Below are 18,578 nucleotides of genomic sequence, written 5' to 3'. Positions count from 1 at the left end.
CCGTTAGAAATTAGCATTTACATTTTTAATTTTCGGCAAATCACGCCAAGCAAATTTAGCCGTTACCGTTCCTTTGTTTAGGAATACCACGCCTGGATTGCTACGAATCATGGTTTTGAGCGTTGTGGCATCCATTAAGCAAGAATTTACACCGCCAATGTTTAAGTTTTGAGAAGAAACATTCAAAATCTTGATATCAGGATTTTCAGCTTTTAGGGCTTGCACCCATTCAGCAATTTTAGCCAAACCTTTTTCGCTCGCTCTCGACGGCAACGAGGTTATGACCATTACCACCTTTGGCTCAGACAAATACACATCGGTCATGTCGCCTTCTTCGCCACAATCAATCATAAAATCGTGGATTGGTGGTGTGTATCCTTTTTCTTTGACAATTTCTCGGGTCGAAATCAAATCCCACGAAGAGCCTTCTTCCCAATAATGCTTATCTGCCAAATATTTTTCTTCGTCCACCTTGATTTTCTGGTGTGTTACACGGTTTTCTAATTCATACTCAAGCATAATGCTCGGCGGCTTTAGTCCTAATTCATCTGCTGTTTTCATTCCTTCAGAAATGTTTTTGCCCACGGCATAAGCTCTGAAATCTACTAACGGCAAATGTGCCACGCCCCAATAGGCGATGAAACTACACGCCACAAGCCACACTATTCCAATGACATAAGAAAATGGTCTTGCTATGAATCGATTGATGTATTTTTGCTTAAATAATAAAAATGTACTTAATACTAAAAGAACTAAATCTTTGTAAAATGATTGCCAAGGCTCTAATTTAAGCGCGTCGCCAAAGCAGCCACAATCGGTTACTTTGTTGAAGTAAGCCGAATAAAATGTTAAAAATGAGAAAAATACAATCAAAAGCCACAAACACCAAAGTGTAAATTTCTTCCAAACACCTAGAAGCAACAACACCCCAAGCATCACTTCGAAAATGACAAAAAAGATGGATAGTGGCAACGCCAAATCTTTCAAAAATGGAATATTGAACACATCGGGCGAGAAATATTCCTCTAATTTATAGCTAAAACCTATGGGATCTACAGTTTTAACTAAACCTGAAATGATGAATAAAATTCCTACAAAAATGCGAACAATTTGGGTTAAAATTCTCATGCTTTTTCGTTTAATTTAATGAGTGAAAAAATAGCGTAATTCAGCATATCGAGATAATTGGCGTCCAAACCTTCGGACACCACGGTTTTCCCTTGATTGTCTTCGATTTGTTTCACGCGCAGGATTTTTTGCAAAATCAAATCGGTGATAGATGAAATGCGCATATCGCGCCACACTTCGCCATAATCATGATTTTTGCGTTCCATTAAATCTCGGGCTTCGCGAGCGTATTGGTCATACAAAACCATGGCTTCCTCTGCCGACATATCGGGCTGCACCACAGCACCTTTGCTCAGTTGAATCAATGCAATGATGGAATAATTTACAATAGCAATAAATTCGCTTTCTTCGCTTTCATTTACCTTACGCTCAGTGGTTTCTTGGATATTTCTAATGCGATTGGCTTTGATAAAAATCTGGTCTGTGACCGATGCCATACGCAAAATTCGCCATGACGCACCATAATCCTCTAATTTCTTTTCAAATAAATTTCGGCACATCGCAAACGCTTGGTCATATTGCTGTAAAGTTTTTTCCATACTTAAAAGTTTGATTTAATTTTTTTTGCACATTAGCCATAACCAATGGCTTTAAATTACTATCTTAGCCTACAAAAATAAGTTTTTTAAACCAAATATTTCAAAACAATGACGATTAATTGTAACGGAAAATTGCTCTCGCTGGATTCGCCACGCGTGATGGGAATCTTAAACATTACCCCCGATTCTTTTTCCGATGGCGGAAGATTCAATCAGCTAGATGTGGCACTGCGACACACCGAAGAAATGCTGGAACAAGGCGCAAGCATTATCGACATTGGCGGACAATCCACTCGCCCCGACTCTACCTTCCTAGATGCCGAGACCGAGCTACAACGCATATTGCCCGTGATTGAAAAATTGGTTGAAAATTTCCCCGATATCATTATTTCTGTAGACACTTTTTGGGCTAAAGTTGCCAAGGCAAGCATCCAAGCGGGCGCGAGCATTGTGAACGACATTTCGGGCGGTGCGATAGATGACAAAATGTTTGAAACCGTGGCTCAGCTCAAAGTACCTTATATATTAATGCACATGCGGGGCACACCTCAAACAATGACTCAAAATACCGAGTACGACAATATTTTTGAAGAAGTGCAATTATACTTTAGCCAAAAAATATTTGAGCTTAAAAAATTAGGCATCAACGACATTATTCTAGACCCTGGCTATGGATTTTCCAAAACATTGCACCAAAATTATGAATTACTCCGCCAGCAAAAGGATTTATTGTTTGGCAAATATCCCATTCTCACGGGAATTTCAAGAAAATCTATGATTTACAAACTGCTCGACACCCCCGTACAAGAGAGCCAAAACGGAACCACAGCACTCAATATGCTGGCACTTGAAAACAACGCCAAAATCTTGCGCGTACATGATGTAAAAGCTGCTGTGGAATGCGTCAAAATCTGGGAAACCTATCATTCCTGATAGAAAAAATATAGCAAATTCCATTTTTTTAAAAATATCTTATCTAAAAATACGGCAATTTTTCAATATAAAAAACTAAGAGAAAAATCCGTATTTTGAGCATTTTCCACAACTTAAAACACTATGATACAAACTATTCGTAGCTACTAATATAAAAAACTTTTCGGAATAAATTGTTATTTTTTTGCCAAATGTGACAAATATTACTTCAAATTTTTCAGGTTTTTGTATTGCTGAAATGCTTAAATCATTTATTTTTGTAAAAACATAACCGAGATGCACCAACTAAAACTCATTGAGCAAGATCCTAGTTTAAGAGATTTTGAACCACAAATCATCAACCGCATAGAGTGGTATGAAAACACGAAGGAATATATAGAGAGAAACTTTGGCTCGCTCGACCGATTTGCCACCGCACACGAGTTTTTTGGTTTTAATTATGACAAAAAGCAAAAAGGATGGTGGTTTAGAGATTGGCTTCCAAATGCCCATCAAGTTTTTTTGATTGGAGATTTTAATGGATGGGATCGTTCTGTGACCCCACTGAAGAGAGGAAATTTTGGAACTTGGGAAGTTTTCTTACCCGATAGCGAATACGCTGATAAGCTACTTCCAGGCTCTAAGGTTAAAATGCATGTAATCGCCGATAACGGCGCACTCGACAGGATCCCTGCCTATATTACGCAAACTACCCAAAACGAAGACAAAACCTTTGACGGCGTATTTTCTGGCAAAGATACTTATCAATGGAACGATGCTAAATTTGATATTTCAAGCATTAAAAATCCGTTGATTTATGAGGCGCACATCGGTATGGCTACCGAGGAAGAAAAAGTGGGTAGCTACAAGGAGTTTACTGAATTTATGATTCCTAAAATCAAAAAATTAGGATACAATGTAATTCAGCTTATGGCGGTGCAGGAGCATCCTTATTATGGCTCGTTCGGTTATCAAGTAGCCAACTTTTATGCACCATCTTCGCGCTACGGCTCGCCAGATGATTTAAAAGAATTAATCGATACGGCTCACCAAAACGGACTTGCCGTGATTCTAGATGTAGTGCATAGCCACGCCGTAAAAAACCGTGACGAAGGCTTAGCCGAACTAGATGGAACGGAGCTCTACTTCAACGGATGGCACCCAGATTGGGATTCTCGCTTATTTGATTATGCTAAAATTGAAGTGAAAAGATTTTTGGCTTCCAACCTTAAATATTGGATTCAAAAATTCCATTTCGATGGATTTAGATTCGATGGGGTAACAAGCATGCTCTACCATCACTTTGGGCATGTGAATTTTGATCATTACAGCAAATATTTCCAAGACACTAATAACGACGCCATCATTTACCTTCAACTTGCCAATGAATTAATCCATGACTTAAAGCCAGGATTGATCAGCATTTGCGAAGACATGAGCGGAATGCCTGGCGCATGCCGCCCAGTGTGCGAAGGTGGATTGGGCTTTGATTATCGCTTGGCTATGGGCATTCCAGATTTCTGGTTCGATACGCTTGAAACCAAATCAGACGAAGAATGGGATATGGGCGGACTGTACTGGCGATTGATTGATAGACGCCGCACCGAAAAGAGCATTGCTTATGCCGAAAGCCACGACCAAGCACTGGTAGGCGATAAAACAATCGCTTTCTGGCTCATGGACAAAGACATGTACGAAAACATGAGTGTATTTACCAAAAGCATTATTGTTGATCGCGGAATTGCCTTACACAAAATGATTCGTCTTGTAACGGCAGCTCTAGGTGGCGAGGGCTATATGAACTTTATGGGGAACGAATTTGGGCACCCAGAATGGATTGATTTCCCTCGAGAGGGAAATAACTGGTCTTATGCTTATGCCAAACGCCAATGGTCGTTGCCAGAACAAGATCACTTAAAATATAAATTCTTAAACAATTTTGATGGCGAGATGGTTCATTTCTTAAAAGAATCTTCTATACTAAATGCCAAAGATGAGTTTAAAATTTATGAAGATAACCAAAAAGGTATTTTAGGTTTCACAAAAGGTGGACGCATGTTCTTGTTCAATTTTGGACAAGAAAGCTATAGTGACTTTACAATTCATGTTCCGTTTGAAAAAGATTTGGAAGTAGAATTGTGCACCGATGATGAAAGATTTGGCGGGTTCAACCGATTGGATACTAGTATTAAATATCCAACGCCTGACAATACGCTCAGAATTTACTTACCAAGTCGCACCGCAATTGTATTGAAATAAGGCTTGTGTTATTTTTTTCAAGATTTAAAATTCTGTGTCTTATTTTTATAAGCTAAAGGCTTCTATATTTAAGCAAACTAGGTTTTAATCTAAATAAGATAACTTATTAATTTAAATTCATAAAAAAAGCCATTGTTCATCGCGAACAATGGCTTTTAAATTTAATCAAAAATAATATTATTTATTACTTTTAAATAAGTTTGGAGTAATGTAAAGCTGTACCCAAGCCCAGTTGTTGATTTCTCCATGTTTTCCTCCTTTTACAAGTTCCATGCTTTCAGCAGCAAACATGTGTGAGTAACCTACATTCAATTTAATGTCTTTTGAAATTGAGTTTGAATACACTAAATCTACTTCTGTACCTAAGTATTTGTCTGTATCTGGAGCGATTTGAGCATTTGCAAGAAATACATGTGGCTGAACTAAAAGTTTAGCATCTCCGCCTACATTAAACGCTACTTTTCCGTAGAAATCGTTTAAACCTTTGCTGCTTGGCGAAGCGTAGTTTCCTACATAGAAGTAATCCATAAATCCGTTGAATCCATGGTTTGTACCATATAATGGAACGAATGTGTGGCTTTTCTCTGTCTCATCATATTTAGTACCACTCAACAACTCAGCTCCCAGACCAAATTGGTAAGATGGCTGAATATAATTTAACTCTAATCTTGCTTGGTATGCAGATAAATTCACATCATAAGCTGCTTTACCTGTTTGGTAGTATACGCTACCTGTTAAGTTAAACGCTGGAGTGATGTTTGAGTTGATGAATCCTCCCAATGTTTGGCGAGCATAAACTCTATCTTGTTGAGGGGCTTGGAATGAGTTATTCATCATCAATACACTAGCAGTAGTCCCTGCCCATTTTCTGTTCAAGTGTAGGTACTGCATAGTTTTGTAAGAAAACGCATTGTGTAGATCGTAATAATTACCCAATTTGTTTTCTCCTGTTTGGTTGTAAGCAAAACCAGCATCTGCAGAAAGCCCATTGTTGTTATAGCTTAACAAAGCTGCATCATGAGTTCTACCAGTTTGTGCCCAATCTAGAGCTCCTAGGATTCTCTCATCATCATAAGAAAGTGGCTGGCGACCTAATTTTAAGCTAAAGTTTTCTCCCATGCCTAATTTAGCCCAAGCTTCGTAGATTCCTACACCTTCAGAAGCACCTGGTTGCCCAGCATCTCCCCATACGCTCACATTTTGTAAGCTAGTTTGCAATTCCAAGAAATCCTTTTTGTAGTTAACGCCTAATCTTGTACGCTGAGATACAAAAGTAGCAGGATCTGTATCTTTTACATACAAATCAGCTTGACCATGACGATACTCAAAACGAGTTTTCAAGTTTGCATCGATGCTCAACTGAGCAAATGATACTCCAGCTGCCATCATTGCAGCTAACGATAAAATTGACTTTTTCATACTAAAAAATTTAATTTTAATTATTCTATCTTAATTTTTTCTGTTCGTTTTTATTTAATTTATAAAATTTAATAGTGGCTAACACGCTGATTATTCCAAATATTACCACTGCCCAATACACCCAAACCGGCACAGGAACGGGATCTCCCTTGGCATATGAGTGTAACCCGCTGAGGTAATAATTCACGCCATACGATGTCATGATAATACTCGCAAACGCCCACATACTGCATAAGTTATACACCAAAGCATTGGCTAATTTTGGGATTAATCTCAAATGCAAAACAATGGCATATACCATAATCGAAATCAAAGCCCAAGTTTCTTTAGGATCCCAAGCCCAGTAGCGTCCCCAGCTTTCATTTGCCCAGATTCCGCCTAAAAATGTCCCGATTGTGAGCAAAAACAGCCCTATGGTAAGCGACATTTCGTTCACGATCGACATCTCTTGCATCGCAGCCCACCATCTCTTGCTTGGCATTTTTGGTTTAAATATGATTAAAACCAAAGAAAGCAAGGCTAATACCGCAGAAAGTGCCAATGGTGCATAGCTCCCCACAATCACTGCGACATGAATCTTTAGCCAATAGGAATGTAATACAGGTTTAAGGTTTGTGATTTCTGGATTGAGCCAATCTAAGAAACTCACAAATAGCAAAACGCCCGAAAATAATAATCCCACAGGCAAAGCAAAAGATGATTTTTTGCTAAACAACAAACCGAAAAGCAAAACGCCCCATGACACGAAAAGCATCATTTCAAAACCATCGCTCCATGGTGGGTGCTTGGCTATATACCATCTTAAACCTAAATCAAATGTGAAGACTAAAAATCCGATGAACGATAAAATGTAGCCTATTTTTAATATTGAATTCAGCGATTTTTGCGTACTGAATAACCCCAAAATGTTTACGACCAAAAGAATAATGCCCAAAACCATAAAAAATCCAAATAGATAATTTCCGATATTGGCTTTGGTATAAAAAGTTTCGGCTGCAATCATCGTTTCACTAGGATATACTTCTTTGCCTATTTCCTTTTGATACGCCGAAATGTAGAGCAAACTTTCATCTGCGTCTTTGTAATTTTCGGCATTAAATTCTGGCTGAGCGTTGGCTTTTGCAAGTGCTGATAAATAGTATTTTCCTATATTTTGAACAAAGGTTGCATCTTCTGGTGTAAAATCTTTTTGTGATTGCTTGGCGGTAAACCATTCATTGTTTTCAGCATTTTTGTTTGGGAATAATCGCAAAAAATCTCCCATTACTACGCCATAAAAAATATTAAATCGCTCATCTAATTTCAGTAATTCCTTTTCGGCATCGTTTCGGTCTGAAGCTTTGAGGCGATTCACTCGCTCCACCTCATCGTGCAAAAGATAAGTCCCTTTTTCATCGATTAAATCATCAAACGCATAATATTTCTGAACGGGCAAGTTCATTTTTTTGAGTAATCCGCCCAATTTTTCATCATCTACTTTAAAAATCGGAATTTGGCTGTATAATTTCGGATCAATTTGAATGGCTAATAAAAACTGTTCTGGCGAGAGTTTATAAGTCTTATCAGCTGTGCTTATCGCAATATTAGTCTTGCCATTTAACTTTCGCGAAATCTCGTAAGCCAAAGTAGTAAGCGGTTTCATTCGCCCATCTAAATCTTGCACCACGAGACGCCCATACTCATTGGCTTTTTCTTGAGGCGTAATGCTGCTCTCAAAATCTTGTGCATGCATAGCTCCCATTCCTAGTGCAAAAAACAAAATTAAATTAATGGATTTTTTAATCTTACTCAATCTTTTATTTAAAATTGAAAAACGGCTCGCCTTGGCAAACAAAGTGAGAATCATACAAATAAATAAAAGTGCATAGCCTGTATAAGTCACCAGCGTCCCCAATCGGTCTTTGTTCACAGAAAGTAGTGTTCCTTGCTCATCGGCATCATACGATGATTGGTAAAAACGATAGCCACGATAGTCCAAAACATGGTTCATATAGATTTTAAACTCAAAATCCTTATCCTCTTCCTTGTCAATCACTTGCACATCACTCGCATATCCCGACGGACTTTGGCTTCCTGGGTAGCGTTCTATCTCGAATTTATTTAATTTTAAAGCAAATGGCAAGAATTTCTTTTCTGAGCCAAATGTGTATTGATAAGTTTTCCCTTTGTATTGAAAGGATTTCCATTCAGGTGCCTTGTTGGTAAACGGAAAATATGATTTTGCTATATTTTTCCCATCGGCATCGGTGATTTCCACCTCCACCATTTTTGGGTAAAATTCTTCTAAACTTTGCGGTGCTTCGGAGCAAGACTGTTGTTTATTCTCGGCAATATCTTTTACTAAAAATGTCGCGTCTCCCCACTGGTATAGCGTATTATACACCAAGTTTGAAACTGTATCGGCAGGCAAAACCGACATTTTTTGCGTCATCATTTCCACGATAGACAACTTTTCTCTAGACTTGATTTTCCAAGCTCCGTTTTCTTTAAAAATTTGAATAAAAGCCGAAGGATTTTTATAGTTAAAGCTTAACTTTTCAGCATTTGGCAACGGGATTTCTGCACGATTTACGACATGCAAATCCTCTCTTCCCTGCCCTCTGGAAATAGCCATTTCCATAATAGTGTCTTTCCCTTCTTTTAATTCTGGAATTGCAGCTTTAAAGTATTTTACAACTTTGAAATTAAATTTTTCGTCGTTTAGTTTCAAAGATTTATCGATTCCAGAAAAACTATAAGGAATAATGTTTACTAAAGCCAAATCTAATTGATCCTCAAATTTGATTTGAGCATATTTTTCGGCAGAGAGGAAATAATTTACTGCCTGCCCTTCGCGGATAGACATATTCCCTTCTGTACCAAAAAATCTCGTGATTCCCGCCCCTAGAATGATGATTACAAAAGCTATGTGAAAGAGCCCTATCACCAATTTTTTCTTACTCAGGAGGTTGTATTTCTTTATATGAAAAATAAAATTAATTGAAAGCCAAAGCATTAAAAGTTCAAACCACCAAGCTTCATACACCTGAGCGCGAGCAACTTGCGTTCCATAGTCATTTTCCACAAAAGTTGCCACAGCCATTGCCACAGCAAAAATGAAAAGCAACACCATGGAAACCTTGGTTGAAACTAAAAATTGAAAGATTTTTTTCATGCTTTAATTTTACAAATATTTATTCAGTAAAAAAGACTATCCCAATGTTTTACACAAAGGATAGTCTTTAAAATTCTAATTAAATGTTGTATTATTTAGCCATAGATACTTGCTGTACGCCATATTTTGCTTCTCTTTGTTTGGCTTGTTGCAACCATTGAGGAACAATTTCTTTCAAGAATTTTTCTTTATCTTCTTTCAATTTTGGCATATCAAGACCTATGTATTTTTGAAGTTCTGCTTTGCTATCTAAGTTAGGGAACTCTACTGGTTTGTTCCATCCTAATTGTGATAACAATCTAGAAAGTTTCAATCTAGTTTGTGCTACTTCTTGGATACCGCTACTTGCGATTCTTGCTACCTCAACTGGTGCGTGGAATGCTGCCCCGTGAGATGCTACTGAGTAATCCCATCTCCATTGAGCATGTCTTAATCCAAGTAAGATATCTTTCATCTGTGCTTCGGTAGCTCCTAAATCCCAAGCTTTTTTAGCTTCGATGTGTGCTTTTGCTAATTCTTTAGCTAAATATCTTGTAGATTCTTTGATTTTAGTTTGTCTTTCATATACATCAGCCACTAAATTCTTCTCGCTCTCTCTGTGACATACAAAACATGAATTTTCTGGATTTTGTAATGGAGATCCTATGTGGTGATCTGTGAATTTCTGTCCTCCTTCTGATTTGTAAGGCATGTGGCAGTCTGCACAAGAAACGCCTCTTTTTGCGTGAACACCTTGTTTAAAGATTTCATAATCTGGGTGCTGTGCTTTCAACATTTTAGCTTTTGATAATGGGTGCTCCCAGTCGTAGAAGTTGATTGAATCATAGTATCTTTCAGCTCCTTCTACTGTTTTACCATTATGCCAAGGGAAAGTTAAGTATTGAGCTCCTTCTACTTTATTTTTATCGAAATAGTACTCTACGTGACATTGTGCACACACAAGGTTTCTCATTTCTTGATGAGATTGTGTTTTAACATCTTGTCCCATAGCATTAAATGCTTCTACCAATGCTGGGCGGGTAATTGTTAAGTTCATAGTTTTTGGGTCGTGGCAATCTGCACATCCAATTCTATTAACTACCTGAGAACCTAAATCTCCCCATTTCTTGCTATAAAATTGAGCAACTCCCATTTCTTGCATAAGTCTAGGCACATCTGGACCTTTACATGTCCAGCAAGTAGATGGCATAGGTCCATCTCCTGGTTTCATAGGAGCACCTGTTCTTAGCGTTTCTCTAATGTCATCGATTGCATAGAAGTGACCTCTTGGCTGAGTGTAGTCTTTAGAGAATCCGTATCCTGCCCAAAGGACTACTAAAGATGGTTCATCTTTCAAGACATCTCTTTTCCCACTAGTGTAGTAAGGAGATCTGTAGGTGGTATCAGCTGTTTGCTGATAAGATTGATACTGTCTTGGATAGTTTAGCCCCCATATTGAGTCGCGTGGTTCAATACGGTCTTCAGCAATCTTTACTTTCGGCTGATAAGCATACTTTGCTTCTGCTTTTCGGTCGGTGATGTTAGAAATCAAAAGACCTAAAAAGAAAACAGCCACAATCGTTACGATAAAAAAGAACCAATTTTTCATTTTAATTATTTATTTTCTTGTTTTTTAGACTTATTTTCTTGAACATTCTTTTGCAACCATTCTGGAACAATTTGTTCATTCTCATTCGTTACATCTGTAGTAGGCTCTATCAAATACCCTACAGAAGATAAGCTTTTCACATTACCATGCGGCACTTGCTCATGGCATTCCCAGCAAGTGCGAGAAGTCCTATTCTCTACATGATGCTGCACAGTACTTGCTGTTTTAGCATCTGTCACTTGATTTTCGTGGCATCTGATACAGTTTTCTTGAATCACATTTATAGAGGCTTCCTTAGCTCTTATCACCTGTGGCTCTGTACGAGTTGTAAAGACATAAGAGTGATAAAGCCCATCTTTTGCCTTAAAGAAATATTTAGCAAAAATATTGTCATGAGGCACATGGCAATCATTACATGAAGCTACTCTACGATGCGAACTCTTTGCCCAAGTCATGTACTCAGGTGTCATCACATGGCAATTGATACATGCCTTGGGATCGTCTGAAAGATAGGATGTAGCTTTACTAAAATGCAAAGTGTAAAAACCTAACCCCAATAAAGCACCAAAAGATATTATGGCAGGAACTTGCCACTTCTTTGATGGTAATATACTAAAGCGTCTCTTTTTATGATCTGAATTATGATTATCGTTCATAACTTTTGCATTATTTTTCGCGAAAATAAGCCCCATAAAATTCTCTAGCAATGATATTTTTCAGTGTTTAAGGCTATCTAAAGATCAAGGGTAAGTGTACATTGTACTAATTCCTCTAAAAATCAATATATTACGAATTAAATACCTTTTTACCCTTTTTAAAATTTAGAATAATTATAAGTTAAAAACCTTATATTTAAATTTATTCTAAATAAAAAAACAACAAAATAAAGGGGTTTAGTTATAATGCTACACCTTACTTTTAGTTTGCAATTTCGGCATTGCTTTTTGGGCTATACAATTAAATCTTGAAATATTTTAGTTTTTTATTAAATTTGCCACTTACACTTTAATATATACAATTTGAAAAAGTTTGCAATCATTGCGATTATCATCGTAATCATAGACCAAGTTTCTAAAATCTACATCAAAACACATTTTGGCATCAATAGCGAGGCCTTTGATATTTTTGATTGGTTTAAAATCGTATTTGTGGAGAATCCTGGCATGGCATATGGCATGAACTGGGGTGGACCACTCGGCAAGTCTCTTTTAGCGATTTTGCGCTGGATAATGTGTGGGGCTATCGTTTGGGCAGTGACTATAGGACCGTGGAAAAAATACATGAAAAATAATTATTTCATCATTCCCATGTCGCTTATTTTGGCAGGAGCATTGGGCAATGTAATCGATAGCACTTTTTATGGCGTAATGTTCGATTCGGGCACCACTTGGAACAGCGAATTGCATCAATGGAACCGCTGGTACCCTGGCGTTTCTCAATTAAATTTCGAAGGCTATGCCCCCCTATTCCAAGGTTGCGTGGTGGATATGCTGTATTTCCCTTTGTTTAATTACAATATCCCAGAGGCAATTCCAATCATTGGAGGAGCCAAAGGTGTTTTCTTCTCGCCTGTGTTTAATATAGCAGATAGTGCTATTTCTGTGGGCGGTGCTTTGCTTTTGATTTTCCAGAAAAAAGCATTTCATTAACTATTTTAAGATATATAAAAAAAGCTTTCTCCGCGGAGAAAGCTTTTTTCGTTAATAACCAAATACATTTAATCCACATTATACTCCAATCGGATAGTGATGCTCGCTTCTTTTTCTTTGGAAGCTGTATTAAATGTTCCGCCGTATGAAAAATCTTCGTCAGAGTTTGGTGCTGTGATCTGGATCACTCCCATCGATGCCTTTTTAAGTTTCCCGAGTTTGCTACCTGCATTATTTGCAATTTTTTCTGCACGCTCTTTAGCATCCTTGGTCGCATTGGCAATCATATCTTGTTTTACTTCAGCTAATTTGGTATAAAAATATTTAGGCGAAGACGATGTAAATTCAATTCCTTGATTAATGATTTCAGTGATGTCTCTTGACAAATTTTCAATTTTAGACACCTCTTGGCTTTCAATCGAAACGCTTTGAGTCAATTCATAACCTGTGAACACTCGGCGAGACGAACCATCGCTATTGGTTTCATAATCATATTCTTTCTCAATATCTACTGCAGAGAATACAATTTCTTCAGGTTTCACCCCTTTAGAAATCAAATAGTTGTAAATAACCGATTTATCGTTTGCCAAGGCATCATAGACTTCTTTTAAGTTAATGCCCGTGGTAGAGAATTTACCCGACCATGTGATCAAATCGGAGGTAAACTGCTTCGTTCCCAGTCCTGTAACAGAAATTGTGTTTTGTTTTTCGTTTCTGTTTTTAAGCGATACACCAAAAACCCATGTTGCAATAATCAACCCAAGTGCAGCGATGATTACTGAAATGACTAATTTACTTTTCATGACATTTTTTAAGATATTTAAATAATTAAGTTTAAATGTTAAAGAGAATGAATATCAAATTACAAACTTTAGACCAAAATCATTTAAAAAAGTTAAATTTTAAAGTATTTTTTAGTTAAATATTATTTATTTAAGTTTTTGCAATTAAAGTCAGAAATAGGTCTAAAAATAGGAATTTGTGTAAAAAGTAAAGATATCGTAACTTCGCCAAATTGTGGCAGCAATAGCCACCTAAACGAATATATTACATAACTTAAAGTTTCAATGAAAATTGTAAAATCTTACGAAAATCTTTTTCTCTGAGTCTACAATTTTTGTTTAATAAAACATATAAAAATGCGTGTATTAACTGGTTTACAAAGTACAGGAACGCCCCATTTAGGAAATATTTTGGGAGCAATTTTACCCGCCATCGAAATGGCAAAAGACGAGAAAAACGAGAGTTTTTTATTTATTGCAGACTTGCACTCTTTAACCCAAATTAAAGATGCCGAAGTTTTAAAAGAAAATACTTACCAAACGGCTGCCGCTTGGCTTGCATTGGGATTAGACACTTCTAAATCTGTATTTTATCGTCAATCAGATGTTCCACAATGTACTGAGCTCACATGGTATTTGCTAAACTTTTTCTCATACCAGAGATTGACTTTGGCGCACTCTTTTAAAGACAAAGCTGGGCGTCTAGACGATGTAAATGGCGGACTTTTTACCTACCCTATTTTAATGGCGGCAGACATTTTGTTATACGACGCCAATGTAGTACCTGTGGGAAAAGACCAAATGCAACACCTTGAAATCACGCGTGATGTGGCGGCTCGCTTCAACCATTTGATGGGCGAAACTTTTGTAATGCCAGAAGGAAAAACTAACGAAACCACAATGTATATCCCTGGTCTTGATGGCGAAAAAATGAGCAAATCTCGCGGTAACTACATTAATGTTTTCTTACCAGCAAAACAACTGAGAAAACAAATTATGAGCATTCAGACAGATAGCACACCGCTTGAGGAGCCAAAAGATTATGAATCTTGCAATGTTTTCAACCTTTATAAAACGATGGCAAACGAAAGCCAAATCGCTGAAATGAAGGAGAATTATACAAAAGGTGGCTATGGATACGGACACGCTAAACAAGCTCTTTTTGAACTGATTACTGAAAAATTTGGAGAGGCTCGTGAGAAATTCGATGCACTTTTAGCCAATCGTTCAGAAATTGATGAAGCACTAGCGCAAGGTGCGGAAAAAGCTAGCGTGATTGCCAACGAAACGCTGAAAAGAGTACGCGAAAAATTAGGCTACATCAATAAATAATGTTAGCCTTTATCCCTAATCATAAAAAATATTTATGATTATATCATCAGATTATTTGTCTCAAATTAGATTAGTTTTAAATTAATCTGTAATTTTGTAAAAATAATTGACAAAAATCATGATTAAAGTTTCTCAACAAGCTAAAACCAAATTGGAGCAATTGCTCGCCGAGGAAGGAAAATCCTTTGAAAACGCTTATGTTCGCGTAGGTGTCATCAGCGGGGGATGTTCTGGCTTGTCATACAATTTAAGCTTTGATACAGAAAAAACTGAAAACGACAAATTATTTGAAGATAATGGCGCAAGGATTTTAGTCGATAAAAAATCTTTCCTCTATCTTGTGGGCACTACGCTCGAGTATTCGGGAGGGCTTAACGGGAAAGGTTTTGTCTTTAATAATCCTAATGCCAATAGAACTTGCGGTTGTGGTGAAAGTTTTTCATTATAACTTAAAAACCACACTTTCAATCATTTAACACAAAGAAAAACTATGTCAAAATATACAGAAGACGATTTAAGAGTAGAACTAGAATCTGGTAAAGAATACGAATTCGGCTGGACAACCGATGTGGAGTACGAAGAGTTTCCCAAAGGGCTAAACGAAGACATCATTCGTGAAATTTCTAAGAGAAAAAACGAACCTGAATGGATGACTGAATGGCGTCTTGAAGCTTATAGAATTTGGCTTACTATGGAAGAGCCTGAATGGGCTAATGTAAATTATGAAAAACCAGATTTCCAAGCAATTCAATATTATGCTGCACCCAAAAAGCAAAAACAACTCAACTCGCTAGACGAGGTAGATCCTGAGCTTTTAAAAACCTTTGAAAAATTAGGAATTTCGCTTGAGGAGCAAAAAAGATTGAGTGGCGTGGCTGTAGATGCCGTAATTGATTCTGTTTCGGTGAAAACTACTTTTAGAGAAACTTTGGCAGAAAAAGGCATTATCTTTATGTCTATCAGCGAAGCAATCAAGGAACACCCAGATTTAGTAAAGAAATATTTGGGTAAAGTCGTTCCGCGTGGCGATAATTTCTATGCCGCTTTAAACTCTGCTGTTTTCTCAGACGGATCGTTCTGTTATATTCCAAAAGGTGTGAGATGCCCAATGGAACTTTCAACCTATTTCCGTATCAACCAAGCAGGAACTGGGCAGTTTGAGCGTACGCTTGTAGTGGCAGATGAGGGCTCTTATGTTTCTTATCTAGAGGGCTGTACAGCACCACAGCGCGACGAAAACCAATTGCACGCAGCCGTTGTAGAGCTTATTGCTATGGACGATGCCGAGATTAAATATTCTACCGTTCAAAACTGGTTCCCTGGGAACGAAAACGGAAAAGGTGGAGTTTATAACTTTGTAACTAAGAGAGCTTTGGCAGAGAAAAATGCAAAAGTTTCTTGGACTCAGGTAGAGACAGGTTCGGCTGTTACTTGGAAATATCCAAGTTGTATTTTAAAAGGCGACAACTCAATTGGGGAATTCTACTCAATTGCGGTTACCAACAATTACCAGCAAGCCGATACGGGAACTAAGATGATTCACCTTGGAAAAAATACCAAATCAACGATTATTTCTAAAGGTATTTCTGCGGGTAGATCTCAAAACAGCTACCGTGGTCTTGTGAAAGTGGCTAAAAATGCGAGCAATGCGAGAAATTTCTCTCAGTGTGATTCACTATTAATGGGTAATAAATGTGGTGCACATACTTTCCCTTACATCGATATTAAAAACAGCACGGCTAAACTTGAGCACGAAGCGACTACTTCAAAAATTGGTGAAGACCAAATTTTCTACTGCAACCAGCGTGGAATCGATGAAGAAAAAGCAATTGCATTGATCGTGAATGGATTTAGCAAAGAAGTATTAAATAAACTTCCTATGGAATTTGCCGTAGAAGCCCAAAAACTGCTTGAAATCAGTTTGGAAGGAAGTGTTGGATAATACTCCGGAATAAAGCATTAAATTATACATTTTATAAAGTCGTTTTTTCATTTCAAAAGCGGCTTTATTTTTTATCTTTACCAAAATTAAAAATCATGAATATCGATACAATTATATTTGATTTCGGTGGCGTCTTAGTAGACTGGAACCCGCGTTATGTTTTCAAAAAATACTTTGATAACGAAGAAAAAATGGAGTGGTTTCTTGCCAATGTTTGTACCAATGAGTGGAACATGGAACAAGATCGCGGAAGAAGTTTTGCCGAAGCCACAAAAATCCTTCAAAATCAATTTCCTGAACATAGCGAAATGATCGCTAAATTCTATGGAGAATGGGAAGATATGTTGAAATCTGACATTCCTGGAACCGTAGAAATTCTGAAAGAATTACACCAGAAATATCCTTTATACGGACTCACCAACTGGTCTGCCGAATCTATTGACATTGCCTACAACCGATATGATTTCTTTTCACTTTTTAAAGGAATTGTGGTTTCGGGCGAAGAAAAACTCATTAAACCTGAACCTGAAATTTATCAAGTTTTGCTTAATCGTTATGACTTAATACCCGAAAAATGTTTGTTTATCGACGATAATTTGGACAATGTAAAAGCCGCACAAGCTCAAGGCATAAACGCCATTCAATTTACAACACCAGAAAAACTGAGAAAAGATTTAGAAGATTTAAACTTATTATAAAAAATGGGATTATTTAATATTTTTAGTTCAAAGAATAAAAGCATCAAAGCCCTCGAAATTAACGAAGCCAACTTTAACCACGAAATTGCCGAAAGCAATTTGCCCGTTGTACTTGATTTTTACGCCAGCTGGTGCCAGCCATGCCAAGTGATGAGCTCACTGATTACTCGTTTGGTGAAAGAAAATCAAGATTTAGCACAAAAAGTAAAAATAGGAAAAGTAGACATCGAAGCCAATCCACGCTTGGCAGAAATGTTTAAAATTCGTAGCACGCCAAGTCTTTTATTCATTCATGAACAAAGCGTTTTAGAACGATCATCGGGACTTCTACCCTACAACGAATTGCTTCAAAAAATACAAGATTTTGCCGAAGATTTTGAAACCGAAGATTAAAAAATTTAAAAAAGCGCGAGATACTTTGTATCTCGCGCTTTTTTAATAATCCTATTTCTCACACTCATAAATAGTGGCAATACCCGCTGTGAGTTGCGTAGCTTTCACATTTTTGCAGCCAATGCCTTCCATGATTTTGCACATTTCTTCGCCATACGGGAACGCCATTACCGACTCGGGCAAATAAGTATATGCCCTTGGATCCTTGGAGAAAATTCTTCCCACAAGTGGCAAAATTCTGAATGAATAAAAATGATACAATTGCTTCATCGGAAACTTCTGTGGCTGAGAAAATTCAAGGATTACAATTTTCCCACCTGGGCGCAAAACGCGTAAAAACTCTAATAAGCCTTTTTCTAAATTCTCAAAATTTCGCACACCAAACGACGCTGTTACCACATCAAAACTCGCTTCCTCAAACGGCATATTTTCGGCATCACCTTGAATCATTTTTATCTGTTTTTCAAGACCTTCTGCTTTCACTTTTTTTCTACCATAAGAGAGCATACCTTCAGACAAGTCATAACCTGTGATTTTGACATCTTTACTCTTTTTAGCTAAAGTAATTGCTAAATCTCCCGTACCCGTTGCCACATCTAGAATTTTGCTGGGCTCTGTTTTTTGAATGATTTTCACGACTTTATTACGCCATAAAACATCAATTCTAGCAGAAAGCAATCGGTTCAGAAAATCATATTTCGGCGAAACATTGTCAAACATTTCTTGAACCTCTGTTTTCTTACTCTTTTGGGTATTATAGGGTTTTATTTCTTTGGACATAGT

Annotated in this window: 16 protein-coding genes; 8 read left to right on the top strand and 8 right to left on the bottom strand. The window is 37.3% G+C overall.

Annotated elements, in window-relative coordinates; translation table 11 throughout:
* Positions 1 to 3: 3 nt before the first annotated feature.
* A complete protein-coding gene (locus ORNRH_RS10185; RefSeq protein WP_014791759.1) occupies positions 4 to 1,128 on the bottom strand; it encodes a BT_3928 family protein in 1,125 nt (374 codons plus the stop codon).
* Positions 1,125 to 1,667, bottom strand: coding sequence for a DUF1599 domain-containing protein (locus ORNRH_RS10180; RefSeq protein ID WP_014791758.1), 543 nt, complete (start codon positions 1,665 to 1,667; stop codon positions 1,125 to 1,127). Before ORNRH_RS10180 ends, ORNRH_RS10185 begins: the two co-directional genes overlap by 4 nt.
* 108 nt (positions 1,668 to 1,775) lie before the next feature.
* On the opposite strand from ORNRH_RS10180, the gene folP reads away from it, so the two are divergent.
* Together folP and ORNRH_RS10170 are read left to right on the top strand one after the other, a co-directional pair.
* On the top strand, positions 1,776 to 2,600 hold the full coding sequence (folP, locus tag ORNRH_RS10175; RefSeq protein WP_014791757.1) for a dihydropteroate synthase: 825 nt from the start codon (positions 1,776 to 1,778) through the stop codon (positions 2,598 to 2,600).
* Positions 2,601 to 2,876: 276 nt separating this feature from the next.
* Positions 2,877 to 4,838 (top strand): alpha-amylase family glycosyl hydrolase, encoded by a 1,962-nt coding sequence (locus ORNRH_RS10170; RefSeq protein ID WP_014791756.1) that lies wholly within the window; start codon positions 2,877 to 2,879, stop codon positions 4,836 to 4,838.
* A gap of 177 nt (positions 4,839 to 5,015) precedes the next feature.
* Here the strand turns inward: ORNRH_RS10170 and ORNRH_RS10165 are convergent, their stop codons facing one another.
* The 4 genes from ORNRH_RS10165 to nrfH form a co-directional block, all read right to left on the bottom strand.
* Positions 5,016 to 6,257 carry an alginate export family protein gene (locus ORNRH_RS10165; RefSeq protein WP_014791755.1) on the bottom strand — a complete coding sequence of 414 codons (1,242 nt, stop codon included), beginning with the start codon at positions 6,255 to 6,257 and terminating at the stop codon, positions 5,016 to 5,018.
* 25 nt (positions 6,258 to 6,282) lie between these two features.
* Positions 6,283 to 9,411, bottom strand: a complete 3,129-nt coding sequence (gene ccsA, locus ORNRH_RS10160) for a cytochrome c biogenesis protein CcsA (protein ID WP_014791754.1) — start codon at positions 9,409 to 9,411, stop codon at positions 6,283 to 6,285.
* Positions 9,412 to 9,502: 91 nt separating this feature from the next.
* A complete protein-coding gene (gene nrfA / locus ORNRH_RS10155; RefSeq protein ID WP_375600446.1) occupies positions 9,503 to 11,005 on the bottom strand; it encodes an ammonia-forming cytochrome c nitrite reductase in 1,503 nt (500 codons plus the stop codon).
* Complete coding sequence (gene nrfH / locus ORNRH_RS10150; RefSeq protein ID WP_014791752.1) at positions 11,005 to 11,655, bottom strand: cytochrome c nitrite reductase small subunit; 651 nt, start codon at positions 11,653 to 11,655, stop codon at positions 11,005 to 11,007. Before nrfH ends, nrfA begins: the two co-directional genes overlap by 1 nt.
* Positions 11,656 to 12,018: 363 nt before the next feature.
* Here nrfH and ORNRH_RS10145 point away from each other — a divergent pair, with 363 nt between their 5' ends.
* Entirely contained in the window at positions 12,019 to 12,648 is a 630-nt protein-coding gene (locus tag ORNRH_RS10145; protein WP_014791751.1) for a lipoprotein signal peptidase, read from the top strand.
* Positions 12,649 to 12,716: 68 nt separating this feature from the next.
* On the opposite strand, the gene ORNRH_RS10140 is transcribed toward ORNRH_RS10145, so the two are convergent.
* The gene (locus ORNRH_RS10140) at positions 12,717 to 13,451 is read right to left on the bottom strand and encodes an SIMPL domain-containing protein (protein ID WP_014791750.1); all 735 of its coding nucleotides are present in this window, start codon (positions 13,449 to 13,451) and stop codon (positions 12,717 to 12,719) included.
* Positions 13,452 to 13,787: 336 nt separating this feature from the next.
* Here ORNRH_RS10140 and trpS point away from each other — a divergent pair, with 336 nt between their 5' ends.
* The 5 genes from trpS to ORNRH_RS10115 all read left to right on the top strand — a co-directional run bounded on the left by trpS (position 13,788) and on the right by ORNRH_RS10115 (position 17,795).
* Positions 13,788 to 14,762: a tryptophan--tRNA ligase gene (trpS, locus tag ORNRH_RS10135; protein WP_014791749.1), complete on the top strand. Its 975-nt coding sequence runs from the start codon at positions 13,788 to 13,790 to the stop codon at positions 14,760 to 14,762.
* A gap of 118 nt (positions 14,763 to 14,880) precedes the next feature.
* Positions 14,881 to 15,210: a HesB/IscA family protein gene (locus ORNRH_RS10130; RefSeq protein WP_014791748.1), complete on the top strand. Its 330-nt coding sequence runs from the start codon at positions 14,881 to 14,883 to the stop codon at positions 15,208 to 15,210.
* Between the two features lie 42 nt (positions 15,211 to 15,252).
* Positions 15,253 to 16,704 (top strand): Fe-S cluster assembly protein SufB, encoded by a 1,452-nt coding sequence (gene sufB, locus ORNRH_RS10125; RefSeq protein WP_014791747.1) that lies wholly within the window; start codon positions 15,253 to 15,255, stop codon positions 16,702 to 16,704.
* Positions 16,705 to 16,799: 95 nt separating this feature from the next.
* On the top strand, positions 16,800 to 17,402 hold the full coding sequence (locus ORNRH_RS10120; protein ID WP_014791746.1) for an HAD family hydrolase: 603 nt from the start codon (positions 16,800 to 16,802) through the stop codon (positions 17,400 to 17,402).
* 3 nt (positions 17,403 to 17,405) lie between these two features.
* On the top strand, positions 17,406 to 17,795 hold the full coding sequence (locus ORNRH_RS10115; protein ID WP_014791745.1) for a thioredoxin family protein: 390 nt from the start codon (positions 17,406 to 17,408) through the stop codon (positions 17,793 to 17,795).
* 51 nt (positions 17,796 to 17,846) lie between these two features.
* Here ORNRH_RS10115 and ubiE read toward each other — a convergent pair whose 3' ends face one another.
* Complete coding sequence (ubiE, locus tag ORNRH_RS10110) at positions 17,847 to 18,575, bottom strand: bifunctional demethylmenaquinone methyltransferase/2-methoxy-6-polyprenyl-1,4-benzoquinol methylase UbiE (protein WP_014791744.1); 729 nt, start codon at positions 18,573 to 18,575, stop codon at positions 17,847 to 17,849.
* Positions 18,576 to 18,578: the final 3 nt, after the last annotated feature.

Origin of the sequence: Ornithobacterium rhinotracheale DSM 15997 (genome assembly GCF_000265465.1) — a bacterium.
Lineage (GTDB): Bacteria > Bacteroidota > Bacteroidia > Flavobacteriales > Weeksellaceae > Ornithobacterium > Ornithobacterium rhinotracheale.
Note: the sequence above shows the minus strand (reverse complement) of the source record. Positions and strands in the feature narration are given on the sequence as shown.